Source organism: Enterobacter sp. 6722112, assembly GCF_058661685.1.
Genome location: NZ_JBZWGR010000007.1, coordinates 1,994,083 through 2,014,128 on the forward strand (window position 1 = coordinate 1,994,083; position 20,046 = coordinate 2,014,128).

General features: G+C 54.6%; 18 protein-coding genes and 2 pseudogenes. 17 read left to right on the forward strand and 3 right to left on the reverse strand.

Annotated features, from left to right (window positions below; all coding sequences use genetic code 11):
- Window positions 1-10: 10 nt before the first annotated feature.
- Window positions 11-1,207, reverse strand: coding sequence for a sugar transporter (locus AC4OVU_RS11040; RefSeq protein ID WP_022648106.1), 1,197 nt, complete (start codon window positions 1,205-1,207; stop codon window positions 11-13).
- 176 nt (window positions 1,208-1,383) lie between these two features.
- Between AC4OVU_RS11040 and AC4OVU_RS11045 the strand changes: the two genes are divergently transcribed.
- Together AC4OVU_RS11045 and AC4OVU_RS11050 are read left to right on the forward strand one after the other, a co-directional pair.
- Window positions 1,384-2,172: a PhzF family phenazine biosynthesis protein gene (locus tag AC4OVU_RS11045; protein WP_110292769.1), complete on the forward strand. Its 789-nt coding sequence runs from the start codon at window positions 1,384-1,386 to the stop codon at window positions 2,170-2,172.
- A 22-nt stretch (window positions 2,173-2,194) separates the two neighbouring features.
- A pseudogene (locus AC4OVU_RS11050) lies at window positions 2,195-2,720 on the forward strand (PhzF family phenazine biosynthesis protein).
- Here the strand turns inward: AC4OVU_RS11050 and ptrR are convergent.
- Window positions 2,717-3,595: a putrescine utilization regulator PtrR gene (gene ptrR, locus AC4OVU_RS11055; RefSeq protein WP_110292768.1), complete on the reverse strand. Its 879-nt coding sequence runs from the start codon at window positions 3,593-3,595 to the stop codon at window positions 2,717-2,719. The pseudogene AC4OVU_RS11050 and the gene ptrR sit on opposite strands and share 4 nt — an antisense overlap.
- Window positions 3,596-3,694: 99 nt before the next feature.
- Between ptrR and sad the strand changes: the two genes are divergently transcribed.
- From sad to AC4OVU_RS11095, 8 genes are all read left to right on the forward strand, one after another.
- Complete coding sequence (gene sad / locus AC4OVU_RS11060) at window positions 3,695-5,077, forward strand: succinate-semialdehyde dehydrogenase (protein WP_110292767.1); 1,383 nt, start codon at window positions 3,695-3,697, stop codon at window positions 5,075-5,077.
- A gap of 127 nt (window positions 5,078-5,204) precedes the next feature.
- Window positions 5,205-6,794 (forward strand): methyl-accepting chemotaxis protein, encoded by a 1,590-nt coding sequence (locus AC4OVU_RS11065; protein WP_110292766.1) that lies wholly within the window; start codon window positions 5,205-5,207, stop codon window positions 6,792-6,794.
- Between the two features lie 62 nt (window positions 6,795-6,856).
- Window positions 6,857-7,783, forward strand: coding sequence for a glutaminase B (gene glsB, locus AC4OVU_RS11070; RefSeq protein WP_003857165.1), 927 nt, complete (start codon window positions 6,857-6,859; stop codon window positions 7,781-7,783).
- Complete coding sequence (locus AC4OVU_RS11075) at window positions 7,783-8,145, forward strand: DUF4186 domain-containing protein (RefSeq protein WP_047732095.1); 363 nt, start codon at window positions 7,783-7,785, stop codon at window positions 8,143-8,145. The genes glsB and AC4OVU_RS11075 overlap by 1 nt, the downstream gene beginning before the upstream one ends.
- Before the next feature lie 58 nt (window positions 8,146-8,203).
- Complete coding sequence (locus AC4OVU_RS11080) at window positions 8,204-9,169, forward strand: sensor domain-containing diguanylate cyclase (RefSeq protein WP_023296617.1); 966 nt, start codon at window positions 8,204-8,206, stop codon at window positions 9,167-9,169.
- Window positions 9,170-9,251: 82 nt separating this feature from the next.
- Window positions 9,252-9,779, forward strand: coding sequence for a GNAT family N-acetyltransferase (locus tag AC4OVU_RS11085; protein ID WP_047732094.1), 528 nt, complete (start codon window positions 9,252-9,254; stop codon window positions 9,777-9,779).
- Window positions 9,780-9,896: 117 nt separating this feature from the next.
- On the forward strand, window positions 9,897-11,348 hold the full coding sequence (locus AC4OVU_RS11090) for a tagaturonate reductase (protein WP_129541453.1): 1,452 nt from the start codon (window positions 9,897-9,899) through the stop codon (window positions 11,346-11,348).
- A gap of 202 nt (window positions 11,349-11,550) precedes the next feature.
- Window positions 11,551-12,465, forward strand: coding sequence for a bestrophin family protein (locus tag AC4OVU_RS11095; protein ID WP_017382358.1), 915 nt, complete (start codon window positions 11,551-11,553; stop codon window positions 12,463-12,465).
- Here the strand turns inward: AC4OVU_RS11095 and AC4OVU_RS11100 are convergent.
- The gene (locus AC4OVU_RS11100; protein ID WP_096205823.1) at window positions 12,453-13,001 is read right to left on the reverse strand and encodes a GNAT family N-acetyltransferase; all 549 of its coding nucleotides are present in this window, start codon (window positions 12,999-13,001) and stop codon (window positions 12,453-12,455) included. The genes AC4OVU_RS11095 and AC4OVU_RS11100 overlap by 13 nt on opposite strands.
- Before the next feature lie 444 nt (window positions 13,002-13,445).
- Here AC4OVU_RS11100 and AC4OVU_RS11105 point away from each other — a divergent pair, with 444 nt between their 5' ends.
- The 7 genes and pseudogenes from AC4OVU_RS11105 (at window position 13,446) to AC4OVU_RS11135 (ending at window position 20,042) form a co-directional block, all read left to right on the forward strand.
- Window positions 13,446-13,778, forward strand: a complete 333-nt coding sequence (locus AC4OVU_RS11105) for a hypothetical protein (RefSeq protein WP_071524110.1) — start codon at window positions 13,446-13,448, stop codon at window positions 13,776-13,778.
- A 497-nt stretch (window positions 13,779-14,275) separates the two neighbouring features.
- Window positions 14,276-14,920 (forward strand): CPBP family intramembrane glutamic endopeptidase, encoded by a 645-nt coding sequence (locus AC4OVU_RS11110; protein WP_491928681.1) that lies wholly within the window; start codon window positions 14,276-14,278, stop codon window positions 14,918-14,920.
- Between the two features lie 14 nt (window positions 14,921-14,934).
- The gene (locus tag AC4OVU_RS11115; RefSeq protein WP_110293008.1) at window positions 14,935-15,510 is read left to right on the forward strand and encodes an HlyD family secretion protein; all 576 of its coding nucleotides are present in this window, start codon (window positions 14,935-14,937) and stop codon (window positions 15,508-15,510) included.
- 134 nt (window positions 15,511-15,644) lie between these two features.
- A complete protein-coding gene (locus tag AC4OVU_RS11120; RefSeq protein ID WP_047726557.1) occupies window positions 15,645-16,640 on the forward strand; it encodes an alpha/beta fold hydrolase in 996 nt (331 codons plus the stop codon).
- A gap of 45 nt (window positions 16,641-16,685) precedes the next feature.
- Window positions 16,686-17,424 (forward strand): annotated as a pseudogene (locus AC4OVU_RS11125) (response regulator).
- Window positions 17,421-18,716 carry an ATP-binding protein gene (locus tag AC4OVU_RS11130; protein WP_110293007.1) on the forward strand — a complete coding sequence of 432 codons (1,296 nt, stop codon included), beginning with the start codon at window positions 17,421-17,423 and terminating at the stop codon, window positions 18,714-18,716. The pseudogene AC4OVU_RS11125 and the gene AC4OVU_RS11130 overlap by 4 nt, the downstream one beginning before the upstream one ends.
- A gap of 135 nt (window positions 18,717-18,851) precedes the next feature.
- On the forward strand, window positions 18,852-20,042 hold the full coding sequence (locus AC4OVU_RS11135) for a cytochrome c biogenesis protein/redoxin (protein ID WP_059295665.1): 1,191 nt from the start codon (window positions 18,852-18,854) through the stop codon (window positions 20,040-20,042).
- The last annotated feature ends 4 nt before the right edge of the window (window positions 20,043-20,046 follow it).

Sequence of the window (20,046 nt, forward strand, 5' to 3'; positions counted from 1 at the left end):
ATAACAAACGTCAACCGTGGCTGGTCTGTTCTTCCATCGCGACCGGCCATTTACGGAAGATAAGCACCGACCAGATCAGCGCGATCAGCGCCGGAATCGCCCCGAGATAACCAATGGCCGACATCGATACATGCAGGCTGATCTGATTTCCCACCAGCGCACCGGCTCCAATCCCCAGATTAAAAATCCCGGAGAAGAGCGACATCGCTACGTCCGTGGCGTCCGGGGCCAGGGCCAGCACTTTGACCTGCATTCCCAGACCAATAATCATGATTGCCACGCCCCAGAACAGACTGAGGATCGCCAGATGACTCTCGCTGCCTGCCGCAGGCATCAGTAACAGCAGGCATGCCAGCAGCAGACCAATCGCACTGCTTACCAGCGCAGACGCGTGCTTATTGCCCAGCTTCCCGAACAGGATGCTGCCGATAATCCCCGCGCCGCCCAGGATCAGCAGCAGAACGGTGGCAAAGTTAGCGCTAAAGCCCGCCACAACCTGAACAAACGGCTCAATATAGCTGTAGGCCGTGTAATGGGCGGTCACAACAATCACGGTCAGCAGATAGATGCTCATCAGCGCCGGTCGACGCATCAGCAGCGGCAGACTTTTCAGCGAGCCGGAGTGTTCGCTGGGCAGTTTTGGCAGCAGTTTGATCAGACACACCAGGGTGATCAGCGCCCCCATGCCGATGGCAAAGAAGGTGGTGCGCCAGCCGAAGTATTGTCCCACAATGCGCCCGATCGGCAGGCCTAACACCATCGCCAGCGCCGTTCCGGTGGCAATCAGGCTCAGCGCCTGGGCGCGTTTTCCCGCCGGAGCCAGACGAATGGCGAGGGACGCGGTGATCGACCAGAAAACGGCATGGGCAAACGCGATGCCGACGCGGCTGATGACCAGCACGGTAAAGTTCCATGCCATAAATGACAGCACATGGCTGGCAATGAACACCACAAACAGCCCAATAAGCAGCTTACGACGTTCCATCTGGCTGGTCAGCAGCATAAACGGCAGCGACATCAGCGCCACCACCCATGCATAGATGGTCAGCATAATGCCAACCTGTGCCGTTTCCATATGGAAGCTGGCGGCGATGTCGGACAACAGCCCAACCGGAACAAATTCCGTGGTGTTGAAAATAAACGCGGCGATGGCGAGCGTGACCACGCGTAGCCACGCGACTCTGCGGGAAACCGTGTGTGTTGTCATAGGGATATCTGGGATTCGTTGCCTGAAAGATGAGGAGACGATCTTAAAGCCTTAAACGGCGAAAACTCAACCGTTATGTGATGTGAATCACAAAATTTACCTTCATGCAGCGGTAGCGAACGGGGTTGTTTTCATCGAAGATAAAGAACAACACAACAAAAACAGGCGGTAACACGATGCAGGAGATTGATTTTTATCTGGTAGATGCGTTCAGCGCGTCCTCCTTTGGCGGCAACCCGGCGGTGGTGTGCCCGCTCGACGCATGGCTACCGGATGAGACGTTACTGCGGATGGCACAACAGCATAACCAGTCAGAAACCGCGTTTTTTGTGTGTACCAAAGGGGGGATCGAGTTGCGCTGGTTCACCACGCTCACCGAGGTTAATCTCTGTGGTCACGCGACGCTTGCCGCGGCGTATGTACTGTTTCACGAACTGGATTATCCGGACTCACGCCTTCGTTTTGACACCGCCTCTGGTCGCCTGACCGTCAGTCGTGAAGGTGACTGGATGACGCTGGACTTCCCGGCCTGCCCGACGCAGGCACAGACGCCGCCACCGGGGATGCTCACCGCACTCGGTATCAGCCACTACGTCGAGGCGCGAAAAGGCCGCGCCTGGGTGCTGATACTGGAAAGCCGAGAGCAGGTTGAAGCCCTTAATCCGGATTTCTCCGCCATGACGCCGGGCGAGCATAAAGTGGCCGTCACTGCCCGGGACGAGGGGGAATACGACTTTGTCAGCCGTTTCTTCTCGCCAGGCGTGGCCGTGCCGGAAGATCCTGTCACCGGCTCCGCGCACACCATGCTGATCCCGTACTGGAGTGAACGGCTTGGCAAAACACAGATGTTTGCCCGCCAGGTTTCTGCCCGTGGTGGCGACGTACGCTGCGAACTCAAGGGCGACCGCGTGCGGATGGGCGGGCAGGCGGCACTGTATCTGAAGGGCACAGTATTTCTGCGCTGAACAAATCTAAGAGGAACCAACGATGCAGGAAATTGATTTTTATCTGGTAGATGCCTTCAGCGACAGGGCGTTCGGCGGCAATGCGGCGGCGGTGTGTCCGCTGGAAGCGTGGCTGCCGGATGAGACGCTGCTGAAGATGGCGAAGCAGCATAATCAGTCAGAGACGGCGTTCTTTGTCCGAACGGATAACGGGTTTGAACTGCGCTGGTTTACCACGCAGGATGAAATTAACCTCTGCGGCCATGCTCCCGCTCGGGAAAATGGTCTGCGTTACGGCGCCGGGGGATGAGTATGATTTCGTCAGCCGCTTCTTCTGCCCGGGGGAAGGGGTGCCGGAAGATCCGGTGACGGGATCAGCTCACAGCATGCTGATCCCGTACTGGAGCGAAAAGCTTGGTAAAACGCAGATGTCGGCCCGCCAGGTCTCCCTGCGCGGCGGGGATCTGCGCTGCGAGCTGAAAGGCGACCGCGTGCTGATTGGCGGGCAGGCCACGCTGTATATGAAGGGAAAAATTTTCCTTCGACTCCAGGACTACGTTCAACATTAACAACTGGGCGCTGGTGGCTGACGCTCGTTCAGCAGCGCGATAAACGCCTCAAGCTGGCGGGTCATCGCCCCACGTCGCCACACCAGCCAGGTGGTGAGCCAGCGCCAGTTTTCCGCCAGCGGCCACGCCGCCACCTGATGATGGCCCGGCATGCTCTCCAGCATGGAGCGGGGCATCAGCGCAATGCCTGCCCCGGCAATCACGCAGGCGAGCATCCCGTGATAGGACTCCATCTCATGGATCCTTCCCGGCGTGACGCGGTCGGCATGGAACCAGCTCTCCAGATGACGCCGGTAAGAACAGTTGGCGCGAAAGGCATACACGTCGCTGCCGCTCACCTGCGTGGCTTTTGATACTTCTGCGTGACCCGCAGGGGTGACCAGCATCATCTCTTCCCGGTAAACCGGCATCCCTTCCAGTTCCGGGTGCGAGAGCGGCCCGTCGACAAAGGTGGCGCTGAGCGTCCCCTCAAGCACGCCGTCAATCATCGTACCGGAAGGTCCGGTGGACAACGCAAACTGAATGCGCGGATAGCGCTGGTTAAACCGCGCCAGACTTTCCGGAATGCGTACGGCGGCGGTACTTTCCAGCGCGCCGAGCGAGAATAATCCCTGCGGTTCATCCCCGGCGACGACCATTCGCGCTTCGTCAACCAGCGCCAGGATCTGCTTGCTGTAGCGCAAAAAATTGTGCCCGGCGGGGGAAAGCCGCAGGCGCTGATTCTCGCGAATAAACAGTTCCACGCCGAGATCCGCTTCTAGCTGTCGGATGCGGGTGGTGAGGTTTGACGGCACCCGGTGTACCTTCTGCGCCGCCTGGGTAATGCTGCCGGTCAGTGCGACGGCGTTAAACATCTCAAGCTGAGTTAAGTCCATACCGTTCTCGTATTGTGAATAAGGTGGTGAGTATTATTCATTTTTAAGAAATAGCAGAGTAGGCCACAATCAATCAACTGTTATTACGTGGAGAACATCATGACCTATTCATCTGCTACCCATGCCCACTCTGTCAACCCGGCTACCGGCGAAACGCTGGCTGCTTACCCGTGGGCAACGTCCCATGACGTTGAGCGTGCCATTGCGCAGGCGGATACCGGTTTTCGTCAGTGGCGACGCGAAAGCGTGGCGCACCGGGCGCAAAAACTTCGCGATCTGGGTGCGGCGCTGCGTAGTCGTGCGGAAGAGATGGCGCAGACTATCTCCCGGGAGATGGGCAAGCCCATTATGCAGGCGCGTGCGGAGGTGGCTAAGTCCGCCAGCCTTTGCGACTGGTACGCTGAACACGGCCCGGCGATGCTGCACCCGGAATCTACCCAGGTCGAAAATGCGGTGATTGAGTACCGTCCGCTTGGGCCCGTTCTGGCGGTGATGCCGTGGAACTTCCCGCTCTGGCAGGTGCTGCGCGGTGCGGTGCCGATCCTGCTGGCAGGGAACAGCTATCTGCTTAAACATGCGCCTAATGTGCTCGGCTCGGCGGAGCTGACCGGGAAGGTATTCGCGGATGCCGGTTTCCCGGAGGGGGTCTTTGGCTGGGTGAACGCGACGAATGACGGCGTCAGCCAGGCGATTAACGATCGTCGTATCGCGGCGGTGACCGTAACCGGCAGCGTTCGGGCTGGTGCGGCAATTGGCGCGCAGGCGGGCGCGGCGCTGAAGAAATGCGTGCTGGAGCTGGGCGGTTCCGATCCGTTTATCGTTCTGAACGATGCCGATCTGGATCTGGCCGTCAACGCGGCGGTGGCCGGACGTTATCAGAATACCGGGCAGGTTTGTGCGGCGGCAAAACGCTTTATTGTGGAAGCGGGCGTGGCGGACGCCTTTACCCAACGCTTTGTTGACGCGGTCAAGGCGCTGAAGATGGGCGCACCGGATGAGGAAGATAACTATATTGGCCCGATGGCGCGATTTGATCTTCGCGATGAACTGCATCAGCAGGTGCAGGCTACGCTGGCGGAAGGGGCGACCCTGCTGCTCGGCGGGGAGAAGATGTCCGGGACCGGTAACTATTATGCCCCAACCGTACTCGGCGGCGTCACCCCACAGATGACGGCCTTTCGTCAGGAGCTGTTTGGTCCGGTGGCGGCAATTACCATTGCGAACGATGCGGCGCACGCATTGCAGCTGGCTAACGACAGCGATTTTGGCTTATCGGCGACGGTCTTTACCGCGAACGATGCGCTGGCCGAAACCTTTGCGCGCGAGCTGGAGTGCGGCGGGATCTTTATCAACGGCTACAGCGCCAGTGATGCGCGCGTCGCGTTTGGCGGGGTGAAGAAGAGCGGCTTCGGGCGAGAGCTTTCTCATTTCGGTCTGCATGAGTTCTGTAATGTGCAGACGGTGTGGAAGGATCGCGTCTAGTCTTGTTGCCGGGTAAGGCCAGGCCGCTACCCGGCAGTTCACGTTTCCTGTCATTTTTGCGTAATGGTTCTGTCATTTTCGTTTCGTAGACTCGCTCGCGTCTAACGTATTGTTACAGAAGAAAATTATGAACCTAACGCAAATTTTTAGTCGTCTTGCGCCGCGCTTTATTCCTCGTCAGTTTGGCCTGTTGACCGGCATCTTTTGTATCATTGGCCTTTTCTCCGCCCTGCAACTCTCTTCCTCCTTCCTGCTCACCGCCTCCCTGAATGAAGCCCAGCGTAACGAACAGCGCAATCAGCTGGCCTGGCAGCAGCAGAGCAGGCTGGATCAGGCCCGTATTTCTCTGCTGGCCGCAAGCGATCTGCTCAACCGCTCCGGCGTGTACTTTATGCAGGACAAGGAGACCGGCTCGGAAGGGAGCTGGCATAGCCTGATGGACGAGGCGCAAAAATCCCTGGCGGCGTCACAGCAGGCATGGCAGGCCTGGCTCGCGCTTAATCCGCCGAAAGACGACGGGCTGGTTAACAGCTATCAGCTGTTTTTCGACGCCATCCGAGAGCAGGCGGAGGGGCTGGTGAAAACCAACAGCATCGACCTCTTTTTCGCCGTACCCGCCCAGGCGTTTCAGACCGATTTTAATGACAATTTCGCACGCTATCAGCAACGGAGTGAGAAGCAGACGATACAGGGGCGTCAGTCGCTCATGGAACAACTCTCAGGTCTGCAACGGCTGTTCCTGTTTGCGCCGCTGGTGCTACTGGCCATTGCCATAGCCGTCTGGTTCGGAATGGCGAAGTGGGTGATATCCCCGCTACGCCGTCTGATTATCCAGATTAACCAGCTTGCGGCAGGGGATTTGTCAGGCACGCCGCCTGACGTTGTGCGCTTTAACCGTGAAATCAGCCAGCTCAGCGGCAGTATTACCGCCATGCAGCGCGGGCTCCAGCAACTGGTGACCCAGGTCAGCGAGGCCACTACCTCCATGGTTGAAAATATCGGATCGCTTGCGCAGGGGAATCAGAAGCTTTATCAGCAGTCTACGCGACAGGCCAAAGAGCTGGAGGAGGTGACCGCACACATCGCCGATCTCGAAACCCACGTTGAGGGGAACACGGGTTATGCAAAACTCGCCCGCTCGCGCGCGGATGAAGCCCGACAGGCTGCCGCTGGTGGGGAGCAAATGATGTCAGCGGTGAATGGCTCGATGCAGACGATCGTCGACCGATCCTCAGAGATGCGCGGGATCGTCGCGATGATCGACAGCGTGGCGTTTCAGACCAACATTCTGGCCCTCAATGCTGCCATTGAAGCCGCCCATGCAGGAGAGCAGGGGCGCGGATTTGCGGTGGTTGCCCGGGAAGTGGGACTGTTGGCCAGAAAAAGCAGTCACTCTACGCAAACCATCCAGGCGCTGATTAACCACTCGCTACAGGGCATTGAAGAAGGTTCTCAGGTGGTAAACCGTCTGGAAGAGAATTTGCAACAGGTCACCGGGCTGGTGGCGAATCTGAGCAGCCTGCTGAATGATATTTCGCTGGCTACCCTGAATCAGGGGGACAGCATTCATCAGATGACCCGTCAGCTTCAGGCGCTGAATCAGGTATCGCGTCGGACAGATATGCTGGTTAGCGAAGCGTCAAATGCCTCTGAGCGCCTGCATCAGCAGTCCGATCTTTTGTTGCAGGCCGTCTCGCGTTTTCGTCTCCCTGCCTGACGTGACGTATCAGCCTCTGTTATACTCGCGGCCCGTTTTAGCCTGAGGGCAAGGAGCAAAGTGTGGCTGCGGTCATCCATAATGAGATGCTGGACGAGATTCTGGCGCAGGTTCGTCCGTTACTGGGGCAGGGTAAGGTTGCCGATTACATTCCCGCGCTGGCTTCGATCAGCGGTAATAAGCTCGGTATCGCCATTTGTACTGTCGACGGCCAGCGTTTTCAGGCGGGAGACGCGCTTGAGCGCTTTTCGATTCAGTCGATCTCAAAAGTGCTTAGCCTCGTTGCCGCCATGCGCCAGTATGACGAGCAGGAGATCTGGCAGCGGGTGGGCAAAGATCCGTCCGGTCAGCCGTTCAACTCTCTTCTCCAGCTGGAAATCGAACAGGGTAAGCCGCGTAACCCGTTTATTAACGCCGGGGCGCTGGTGGTGTGCGATATGCTGCAAAGCCGGCTGAGCGCGCCGCGCCAGCGGATGCTCCAGATTGTGCGGCAGCTTTCCGGCGTGCAGGACATCGCCTACGATCCGGTGGTAGCGCGCTCTGAGTTTGAACACTCTGCACGTAACGCCGCCATCGCCTGGCTGATGAAGTCCTTCGGCAACTTTCATAATGACGTCGCCACGGTGCTGCAAAACTATTTTCATTACTGCGCGCTGAAGATGAACTGCGTCGAACTGGCGCAGACTTTTCTGTTTCTGGCGCATCAGGGCCATGCCCCGCATCTGGGCGAGGACGTTGTCTCCCCGATGCAGGCCCGGCAGATCAACGCCTTAATGGCAACCAGCGGAATGTATCAGAATGCCGGGGAGTTTGCCTGGCGCGTGGGGCTGCCGGCTAAATCCGGCGTTGGCGGTGGGGTCGTGGCGATTGTCCCTCACGAGATGGCGATTGCCGTCTGGAGCCCGGAACTGGACGAGACCGGAAATTCACTGGCGGGCGTGGCGGCGCTGGAACAGCTGACCAAACGCCTTGGACGGTCCGTATACTGATGTCCACGTTAGATCCTCTGTTCGCGCGCCTGGCTCGCTCCACGTTCCGTTCACGTTTTCATTTAGGGACGAAAGAGCGGCAATACTGCTGGGAAAAGGGCGCGGAGACTATCGATAAGCATGCTGCTGATTTTGTCGCCGCGCGGCTGGCGCCTGCACACCCGGTGAATGACGGTAAGCAGACGCCAATGCGCGGCCATCCGGTTTTTATCGCCCAGCATGCCACGGCAACCTGCTGTCGGGGCTGTCTGGCTAAGTGGCACGCTATCCCGCAGGGCGTGCCGCTGAGTGCGCAGCAACAACAGTATATCGTCAACGTAATCCATCATTGGCTGGTCATAGAGGTAAATCGTGCCTCCTGAACTGACAATGTCTCTGTTTAAGCTACGCTTTTACTAATGCTCAGCGTCAGGAGACGTTATGAAGGCACCTCAAATTCCCGTGAATGAAGCGGAGCGCATGAATGCTCTGCGCGAGTCCGGTCTGCTTGAGATCGACAATTACCCCGCGTTTGATCGTCTTACGCGGCTGGCAACACGCTTTTTCAGGGTGCCGCTGGCGATGATTACGCTGGTGGATGACCACGCCGCGATCGTGAAGTCTGCCGACGGCCAGGTACCTGCCACCCAGCCTCGCGATCTCTCGTTTTGTGGTCATACGATCCTGGGTGACGCGCCGCTGGTGGTGAGTGACACGCTGCTGGACGAACGCTTTGCGGATAATCCGCAGGTGGTGGGAGATCCGGGCGTGCGCTTTTACGCCGGTTTCCCGCTGCGTTTACGTGACGGGGCGTGCGTGGGATCGTTGTGTCTCATTGATTACGCGCCTCGTGAGTTTACCGCGGCGGATGCCGCCGTACTGGCCGATCTCAGCGCGCTGGCAGAGGATGAATTTGCGGCCGTTAGCGCGGCCACAACCGATGAACTCACGGGGCTGTTTAACCGTCGCGGGTTTAACCAGTTTGCGCAGTTTGCACTGTCGGTTTCGCAGCGTCGGGCAGAACCCTTAACCCTTGGCTGGCTGGATCTGGACCATTTCAAAACCATTAACGATCGCTTCGGACATCAGGAGGGGGACAAAGCTCTGAAAGCTATGGCCGCCCTGATGCGTTCCTCGTTCCGCGAGGCCGATCTGCTGGTACGTTTCGGGGGAGATGAGTTCGCGGTGCTGTTTGCGGATACCGATGAGCCTGGCGCCTGGATCGCCATGCAGTATCTCGTGGAACAAACGGAAAAGTATAACGCGCGTCAGCTGCATCCCTGGTCGTTACAGTTCTCCTGGGGGCTGAGCGAGTTCGATCATCACCGCAACGATATGCAGGCATGGCTAAAACACGCGGATGCGCAAATGTACGCCATGAAGCGGCAACACCACGGCGAGAAATGACATAACGAAATCCTATGTCATCACTTATTGCGTTACAAAAATGTTAATAGCAAAGTGGAGAGATTCAACCCAAGGACGCGCAATGAACTCTCCCATGCTGATTAAACCTCTCTCCCGGCAGGACATCCTCACCCACATCGATGCCCTCAACGATATTCTCGTCAACTGTGTCAACGGCGGCGCCTCCGTCAGCTTTATGCTGCCTTTTTCTGCCGGGAAAGCCCAAAACTTCTGGGTCGGCGTCGCAGACAGCGTCGGGCGCGACGAGCGTACCGTCCTGGGCTGTTTTGATGCGGAGCAGGGGCTGGTTGGCACGGTCCAGCTGATCACCGATCAGCCTGAAAACCAGCCGCACCGTGCAGATGTCGCGAAACTGCTGGTTCATGAGAACGCGCGCCGTAAAGGGGCGGCAATGGCGCTGATGGAAGCCCTGGAGGCGGTTGCACGTGAAAAAGCGCTTACGGTACTGGTGCTTGATACCTCAACCGGCAGCGGCGCGGAGACGTTTTACCAGAGAGCAGGCTGGCAAAAGGCGGGGGAGATCCCACGCTACGCCCTGATGCCGAACGGGGACATGACGGCGACCTCGGTGTTCTATAAATTTCTGTGATTATTTTTCACCATCGCATCCTGAGTTGATCCAGACAGGGGTTATGGTCCTGAAGTTTTGATAAGTTATCACACCAATCTTATCAGGCTGTATGACTAATCATAAAGGACCTCCATTGTGAACACACTCAACCGTCGTGATTTCCCCGGTGCGCGCTATCCTGAACGTATCATCCAGTTTGGCGAAGGTAACTTCCTGCGCGCGTTCGTTGACTGGCAAATCGACCTCTTAAACGAGCATACCAATCTCAATGCCGGTGTGGTGATTGTGCGGCCGATCCAGAGCGATTTTCCGCCGTCCCTGACCACCCAGGATGGTCTGTATACAACGATTATTCGCGGTCTGAATGAGCAGGGGGAAGCGGTAAGCGATGCGCGTCTTATTCGTTCCGTGAATCGTGAAATCAGCGTCTACAGCCAGTACGATGAATTTCTGAAGCTCGCCCATAACCCGGACACGCGGTTTGTCTTCTCCAATACCACGGAGGCGGGGATCAGCTATCACGCGGGGGATAAGTTTGACGATGCGCCAGCTGTCAGCTATCCGGCCAAACTGACGCGTCTGCTGTTCGAGCGCTTTACCCACTTTAACGGGGCAGCGGATAAAGGCTGGATTATCATTCCTTGCGAACTCATCGACTACAACGGCGATGCCCTGCGTGAACTGGTGCTGCGCTATGCACAGGAGTGGGCGCTGCCGGCGGTATTCATTGCGTGGCTGAATGATGCTAACACTTTCTGTTCGACGCTGGTTGACCGCATTGTTACCGGCTATCCGCGTGATGAGGTGGCAGAGCTGGAAGCCGGGCTGGGCTATCACGACAGCTTCCTCGACACGGCGGAACATTTCTATCTGTTTGTTATTCAGGGGCCGAAATCACTTGCAGCTGAACTGCGCCTGGATAAATACCCACTCAACGTCCTGATTGTTGACGATATCAAACCGTATAAAGAGCGTAAGGTGGCGATCCTCAACGGCGCGCACACGGCGCTGGTTCCGGTCGCTTTTCAGGCCGGCCTGGATACGGTAGGGGAAGCCATGAACGACGCGGAAATTTGCGCGTTCGTAGAGAAGGCTATTTATGAGGAGATTATTCCGGTCCTGGATCTGCCGCGCGACGAGCTGCACTCCTTCGCCAGTGCCGTAACGGGGCGTTTCCGTAATCCGTACATTAAGCATCAGCTGCTGTCGATTGCCCTGAACGGGATGACCAAGTACCGCACCCGCATTCTGCCGCAACTGCTGGCAGGGCAGAAGGCGACCGGCAAACTGCCAGCACGTCTGACCTTTGCTCTGGCGGCGCTGATTGCATTTTACCGTGCCGAGCGCAACGGTGAGCGCTATCCGGTGCAGGACGATGCGCACTGGCTTGAACGTTACCAGCAGTTGTGGACGCAACATCACGACAAACAGGTCACTACCCGTGAACTGGTATCGTCAGTGTTAAGCGTGAGCGAGCACTGGGAACAGGATCTCACTCTGGTGAACGGACTGGTAGACCAGGTTGCGCAGGATCTGGATGCGATTTTAAGCAAAGGCATGCGCGATGCGGTGAAACCGCTCTGCTAATCATTATGCCCGGCGTTGGCCGGGTTTTTTACAGACTCTATTTAGTTACAACATACTATACGTTCTTTTTTTAAAAAAACACATTCAGCACCGTGCGGTTGAGGCTTAACAGGTCAGAAAATGCAATGAACTATTAACATGCTTGCAACCGTGAGGGGGATCACGTTTAATAGCCGCGCTCTTTACTTTTCTGAAGCTGATTATGATTGTTCGTCCTCAACAGCACTGGCTGCAACTGATTTTTGTCTGGCATGGTTCGGTACTTCCCAAAATTTATACCCGACTGCTGCTTAACTTCCTGCTTTCCATCGCCGTGATTGTCATGCTGCCGTGGTACACCTCGCTGGGTATCCGGTTTACCGTCGCGCCGTTCAGCATTCTGGGCGTGGCTATCGCTATCTTCCTGGGATTTCGCAATAACGCCTGTTATTCGCGCTACGTTGAGGCGCGTCTGCTTTGGGGGCAGTTGATGATAGCGGCGCGCTCGCTGTTTCGCGAGGTAAAAAACACCTTGCCGGATGATAAACATCTCGGAGAGTTTGTCCGCCTGCAAATCGCGTTTGCTAACTGTCTGCGTATGACCCTGCGCAGAGAAACCAATGCCGATCAGCTGTCCCGCTATCTGGCTCCTGACGATTTACGCAAAGTGATGGACGCCAACTCGCCGGCGAACCGTATCCTGCTGATTATGGGGGAATGGCTGGCCGTACGGCGGCGTAGCGGGCACCTTTCAGACATCCTGTTTCACAGCCTCAACAACCGCCTGAATGATATGTCCATCGTGCTGGCTGGCTGTGAGCGTATCGCCAACACGCCAGTCCCGTTTGCCTATACGCTGATCCTGCACCGGACGGTGTATCTGTTCTGCATCATGCTGCCGTTTGCGCTGGTTGTGGATCTGCATTACATGACGCCCTTTGTCTCTGCGCTGATTTCGTACACTTTTATCTCTCTGGATACGCTGGCAGAAGAGCTGGAAGATCCGTTTGGGACGGAAGATAACGATTTGCCGCTGGACGCCATCTGCAACATGATGGAGCGCGATCTGTTGCAGATGAACGATGAAGAGAACATCCCTGAAAGACTGATGCCGGATAAGTATTATCAGCTGACCTGACGGGCATTCCATTCGTCGCGGGTGATTTCCCACAGTTCCGAGTCCAGCATGCCGCTGACGTAGGCTTTCTTCTCCGTCCTGATAAGCCGCATGCCGCTGCTGTCTGAAATACGTCGGGAGCGGCTGTTGGCCGCCGCTTTCGGCGCGCGTAACACCGGTTTATTGAGCGTATTGAACCAGTAATCCGTGGCCGCAATACTCGCCTCGCGCATATATCCCTGGCCCTGAAATTCCGGCGCGAGCCAGAAGCCCCGATTGTTGTCCTCCACGTCATACAGGCAAATCAACCCCATCAGTTCGTCAGGCGCTTCGCGACGGCGAATCGTCCAGAACCACGCAATCCCTTTGGCCATATCGGGTAGTGCAACGTTGTTAACATAATTTTCTGCACCGTTTTCCGGGTAGGGCCAGGGGACTGAAGCCACCATATAGCGGACAATCTCCCAGCGCGGATAGCGTTGCTGGATCTGGACGGCATCGGCGGCAACAAGGGGTTTAAGTAATAAGCGTTCTGTCGTAAGCGTGGGTATCGTCATCCGGTGATCTCCATATTTGAGCGTTATCATTTGTTTGGGTTCTGATATTTCATCAATATCACATTCCAGTTGGTCGTGCTTTTGTTATTCAGATTTATCCATAAAGGAGTATGTAATGCCAAGAAAAGCCAGGCCCGAAGAAGCCGAAACACTCTGGCACGTCCGTAACGAAGCGATGCGCCATGGCTGTAAAATCTGTTACGACGCAGAAGTGATTGCGCGCTGGACGTCAGAAAAGATGCCTGAACATTACCGTACCTCCAGGTCGATTTCGTGTTATAGGCCTGCCCATGCAGGAGCTGAACTGCTCCCAAATGGAGCTACGTTTTACGAAGTCCAATAGCTTATTTACATTTGCTTACATAAATACACTTTCTTTACATTAAGTAATGTAAGATATTTTTTTAGCACAAAATGCAAAACTAAATTAAATGGAGATGATTTATGTCGAATATAAGAGCATTAAGCCTGAATGAGATAGCATTAGTAAGTGGCGGCAATGGAAGCGGTAATTATGAAGGTGCCGGTAGTCGTAACACCAGCTCTAAACCTGGTAATTCAAAAGGAAACAATGGCTCTATTTACAAGGGCGTTGACTCATGCGGCGCAGGAATCATCGGTGGTCTAATCGCCGGCTCTCCTGGGGGGCCAGTGGGTATGACCGCTGGGGTAATTGGTGGAGCTATAGCTGGCCAGTGCACAAAAGATAGTTTTTCAGATCGTGGTAGTAAAGATAAAAGTAATAATTACAACGGCCCCGGACAATGCCGTTGGTAAGTAATTTGAGTTGTGTGTGATAATAATTTAAAAGCTCATTATAACTGAATGTTATTCTAGATGTTTCGATATTTAATGATTATTCGAAGTAGTCATGATGAGCTATTATTTTTGATAAAGTTAATGTAATCACAAGTATCGGGTTAAGCATGAAACAATTTTTAAATTTCCTAATTTACTTATTTTTTTTCATTATCGCATTTACCCTTTTGAAATACGCTGAAGTTCTTGAGTTTGACGAAGTATCACGGCCAGGGATTATATCAAGGTTTCTTATTGCGTTGATTGTATTAATAGCAGTAACTCGATGGGGCGTTAACTTGATGAATAGGTTTAAAAGTAAATAAAGTACACTCCGATAAAAATTGTTGTGTTGCAGAATGGAATCATTACAAATGTTCACTGAAGTTAAAGTGCATGATATCAAAAAATGATTACGATATCATAGCCATATTTGTTGATTCTTATATAAAATATGAATTGATAATAGGTTGAACATGATAATCTTTAGGCATGTCTATCCATTCATTTATAGTAAGAAAAACGTAATTGTTCTTTTTATTGCGTCTGTTATCTCAATAATAATTACGTTATCGCCATCCATAACCCTCCGCTATCTTACTCTCGATGTGTCATTTTTCTTATTGTTTATTACGGAATTTTCAATTGCATTTTTCTTGTATATTTTTTACTTAAGGAAGTTGGATGGTTTTAAATTACACCCAAGTAGAGATTTAACTTCAATAAAATTTTCTATTGTTGTGTTGTTTGTCATTTTGCTGGTTCAGTATAATGTTTATCTTTACAGGGATAATTTATATCATTATGGACCTTCCCATATTAGTTTTATAGCATTTATAATAGCCACCTTCGTAGTCCCATATTATGAGGAGATTATATACAGGGGCTGTATCTTCGGTGTTTTCCACTCAATTTTTAATAAAAAGTATATTATCCCATGTATATTGACTTCATTGTCTTTTTGTCTGATGCATGGACAGTATTATAACATTTTAGATCAATCCATTCTTTTTTTGGTGTCAATATTGCTATTAATAGTTAGAATAAGAAGCAGAGGGCTTTTTTATCCTATTATAATTCATTCGTGCATGAATGCTTTTGTTTTGTCGTTAAATTTTTGAAGGGTATTTGGGATATGAATATCTTCAGGGAAGAGGCTTTAAATCATCAAACAGATTCTGATTATGGTGAGATTGTCTTACCTGCGTCATTCGGTTTATCAGTAAGCGCACTCACAACGTTATTCATATTTCTGTGCCTGATACTCTTTATTCTTTATGGTAGCTATACACGTAAGGCTCACCTTTCCGGAATCGTTATGCCCTCATCCGGGCTGGTAAAAATCACTCCTCAATATGCTGGCTACGTAACCAAATTGACCGCCTCAGAAGGTCAACACATTATTGCCGGTGAGACTCTTTATCATATCAGCGGTGAACATTTCAACGAACAGGGGGCAGGTACACTCGCTGCTATAAGACTTTCCCTACAAACTCAGTTTACAATGCTGACTTCTCAACAGACCCTGGAATTGCGTGACAACAGTCAGCAGCAGCATGCCATACAACAGCGAATAGTTTCCCTGAAACCTCAGGTTAAAAGTGCAGAAAAGCGTCTGTCACTTGCCGTGCATCAGGCTGCGCTGGCCGTGTCTGTTATGGAGCGCTATAAGAAACTTGCTGATACGCATTACGTATCAGATATCGAATAACCGGGTTTGTATCACACTGTATCTGCGTCTGTGATACATACACAGGTATGCAATAAAGCCGCATCCGCACACATCCTTTATACAAACGCATGGTGTTATATCTCCGTCAACTGAACTCACCCGGAGATAACATCATGTTTAACAAACTCGCATACTCAGCAGTCGCCCTGACCGTTTCGCTTGGCACCGTGATGTCCTGTCAGGCGGAAGCGATGGGCAAGGATTACGCGTCGGCCTTCAACCAGGTAAAACAGATTAACGCTGGCGATCTTAACGTCGGTTATGTCGATATCGGGCCGAAAGAGGGGCAACCGGTGATCCTGCTGCATGGCTGGCCGTACGACATTCACAGCTACGCTGAAGTGGCCCCCGCGCTGGCCGCGAAAGGGTATCGTGTCATTGTGCCGTCCCTGCGCGGGTACGGCACCACGCGCTTTATTTCTGATAAAACACCGCGAAACGGCCAGCCTTCGGCAATGGCGAAAGATATCGTTAATCTGATGGACGCCCTGAACATCAAACAGGCGGTATTTGCCGGTTATGACTGGGGAGCGCGTACCGCGGATATCGTTGCGGCGCTCTGGCCGGAACGGGCGAAATCGCTGGTCTCGGTGAGTGGCTATCTGATCAGTAGTCAGGCGATTGGGAAACAACCATTACCGCCGAAGGCAGAGGTTCAGTGGTGGTATCAGTTCTATTTCGCCACGCCGCGCGGTGCGGAAGGCTATGCTAAAAATACGCACGATTTTGCCCGGCTGATCTGGTCCCAGGCTTCGCCGGACTGGAAATTCAGCGATGCCACCTTCAATGCCAGCGCCAAATCCCTCGATAACCCGGACCACGTTGCCGTCACGCTCAGTAATTACCGCTGGCGTCTGGGTCTGGAAAAAGGGGAGCCTAAATATGACGCCTATGAACAAAAACTGGCGACGCTGCCGAACATTACGGTGCCGACCATCACCATCGAAGGCGGTAATAACGGGGCGCCACACCCTGCACCTGCGGCCTATGCCGGGAAATTCACCGGAAAATATGAGCACCGTACTTTCGGCGCAACGGTTGGCCACAACCCGCCGCAGGAAGATCCGCAGGACTTTGTTAACGCGGTTGTCGACGCGGATAAGCTCTGATATGTGCTATTTTCAATCCGTTACCTCTTAATCAGGGAGCCTGCGGTGGAGCATATTGATCACATCCTTGTCGTCGATGACGACAGGGATATTCGTGAACTGATTGTCGATTACCTAGTGAAATCCGGCTACCACGCCTCTGGCGCGGCGAACGGGAAAGAGATGCGCGTAGTGCTCGACAAACAGCATATCGACCTGGTGGTGCTGGACGTGATGATGCCCGGCGATGATGGCCTGACGCTGTGTCGGCAGCTGCGCAGCAGCAGGCATAAGGATCTGCCGATCCTGATGCTCACCGCGCAACGAGGACACGGACCGGATCCTGGGGCTGGAGATGGGCGCCGACGATTACGTGGTGAAACCGTTTGTGGCCCGCGAACTGCTGGCGCGTATCAAAGCTATCCTGCGTCGTTTTCGTACTATGCCGCCTAATCTTCAGGTGACCGAGGCAGGGCGCCTGGTGGTGTTCGGGGAATGGCAGTTGGATACCGTGGCGCGTCATCTGATTGATAACGAGGGGATGGTTGTGGCGCTCAGCGGGGCGGAATATCGCCTTTTGCGCGTATTCCTCGATCATCCTCAACGGGTGCTGACCCGCGATCAGTTGCTGAACCTGACGCAGGGACGTGATGCCGAGCTGTTCGAGCGTTCGATTGATCTCCTGGTGAGCCGCGTGCGACAGCGTCTGAATGAAGATGCCCGCACGCCCGCCTACATTAAAACCGTTCGCAGCGAAGGCTACGTTTTTACCATGCCGGTGACCATCGTCGAGGCCAATGAATGACCCTGTGGCCCCGCCCCTTACTGTCCCGGCTGCTGATCATTGTGCTGCTCGGGCTCTTGCTGGCTAACGCGCTCAGCCTGACGCTGGTCATGGTTGAGCGAATGCGCAGCGCGCGTACGGTTATGCTGGGCAATCTTGAGAACGACGTGGCGACCAGCGTGGCCATTCTCGACCGGCTTCCGGCTAAAGAGCGGCCAGAGTGGCTGGAACGGCTCAGTCGCGGTAATTATCGTTATATCCTTGGCCCCGGCGAGGCAGGCGCCGCGCCAACGGACAAGCGCTCGCGGGATGCGATTCGAACCCTGAAAGAGACGCTTTCAGCCCAATATCCGCTTCAGTTTACGGCGGTGCCAGGGCCGATTTCCCATATTCAGGCCCATCTGACGCTCCGCGACGGCGCACCGCTCACCATCGATCTGATCCCGCGCATGCCGCCTGTCGCCAGCTGGTTGCCCGTGGTGCTGGTTCTTCAGCTGTTACTTGTCGCGCTCTGCTCCTGGGTTGCCGTGCGCCAGGTTGTCCGGCCCTTCCTGCAATTCACGCGCGCGGTTGATTCCCTCGATCCTGCGGCCCACTCTCCGATGACTGAAAAAGGTCCGGTTGAGGTGCGCCAGGCAGCGCACGCTTTTAATGAGATGCAGTCGCGGATACAGACCTATCTGCGTGAACGCGCGCAGATTCTGGCGTCCATTTCTCACGATCTCCAGACGCCCATCACGCGCATGAAGCTGCGGATCGAAATGGCGGATCAGCCCGAACTCCGCGATAAGCTGCTGAGCGACCTGGATAATATGTCGCGCCTGGTACGGGAGGGGATTGCCTATGCCCGGTCATCAGAATCTCTGGAAGAGACCACGCTGAAGCTGGAGCTGAATGCGTGGGTTAACAGCATCGCCAGTGATTATCAGGACATTGGTAAAAACGTGCAGTTTCATGCACGCAATGCGCGTCTGCCGATCGTCACTCGTCCCCAGGCATTGCGCAGGGTAATGACCAATCTGCTCGATAATGCGCTGAAGTTTGGCGAGAGCGCGGTAATAGAGATTGATGAAAATGAAAGGCAGGTCGCGATCCGCATTATGGATAACGGCCCTGGCATCCCGGAGGCAGAACTGGAGGCGGTGTTACAGCCGTTCTACCGGGTTGAAACGTCGCGCAACCGGGAAACGGGCGGCACCGGGTTAGGCCTCGCCATTGCCGCGCAGCTCACCGCCCAGCTTGACGGGAAATTGCATCTTGCAAACCGGGCAGAGGGAGGGCTGGCCGTAAGCGTGATCCTTCCGCGCGGTTAATTGTACGCCTGTGTATCTGCACCCCGCGCCGATACGCAGGCAGACAAAATTCAGCTTTTCGCACACGGCCTGAACACATTCGTACGGTGAAATGACCTCACTGCACCTTCGCAGCAACCGTATCGTGAGGTCGTTATGTTTCTGATAATCGCTTTTTTAGGCGGCATGATTAGCCTGCTCAGTCCGTGCACGCTTCCCGTCATTCCTCTGCTGTTCGCTGGCTTTCAGGGGCAGCGCAAACACATTCTGGCGCTTCTGGCGGGAATGATTGTGATGTTCACGTTGGTGGCGATGGTAGTAACGGTTGCCAGCGAGTGGATCGCTGACGCCACCATTATCGGTCGCTGGATTGCGCTGCTGGTACTGAGCATTGCCGCCCTGGCCCTGATCTTTCCGCAGTTCGCTCAGCGCATTGCCCGCCCGGCGGTTAGCGCGGGAAACGTTCTCAACACCCACAGCATGCAGCGACGCGGCCTGGTTTCGGCTTTTCTGGCAGGGCTGGCCGTTGGGCTGCTGTGGTCCCCCTGTGCCGGACCGATTCTCGGGGCGATCTTCAGCATTAATATTGCGGGCCACTCGGCCATCGCAACCGGAGCGCTGTTAGCCGCTTACGGCAGTGGGTGCGCGTTGATGCTGGGGCTGCTTGTCGCGGGGGGCCGTAAGCTGATAACCCCTCTGAGGGCCAAATCCGCATTGATGGCGCGTTTGCGTCAGGGAGCGGGAGTGATGATGTTAGCCGCCGTTGCGTGCAACGCCAGCGGGATCACCTCAGCTCTGAAAGGCGCCAACGGTATTGCCGACCAGCTGGAAAATGCCCTGTTGAGCCTTGCGCAACCCACCTCCACGCAGGTGAAACTGCAACCGGTCGCTGACGCGATGCCGAGCAGCCAGCTACCGTCATTAAGCGGCGGTACGGGTTGGGTAAACGGTGACCCTGTCACTTCTGAGGCCTTGCGGGGGAAAGTTGTGCTTATCGATTTCTGGACCTGGGACTGTATCAACTGTCAGCATACGCTTCCGCACGTGCGTGACTGGGCGATGAAATATCAGTCTGAAGGTCTGGTAGTGATTGGCGTCCACACCCCGGAATACCCCTGGGAAAAGCCGTTATCATCGGTGAAAAACGCGGTCAACAAATGGCAGCTGCCGTACCGCGTAGTGACGGATAATAACTACAAAATCTGGAGCGCGTTCGGAAATCAGTACTGGCCAGCACATTACTATTTCGATGCGAAAGGGCAACTGCGTTACACCGCGTTTGGCGAGGGGAACTACGACAAGCAGGAGGCCGTAATTCAGCAGTTGCTCAAGGAAGCGCGTTCCTGATCCG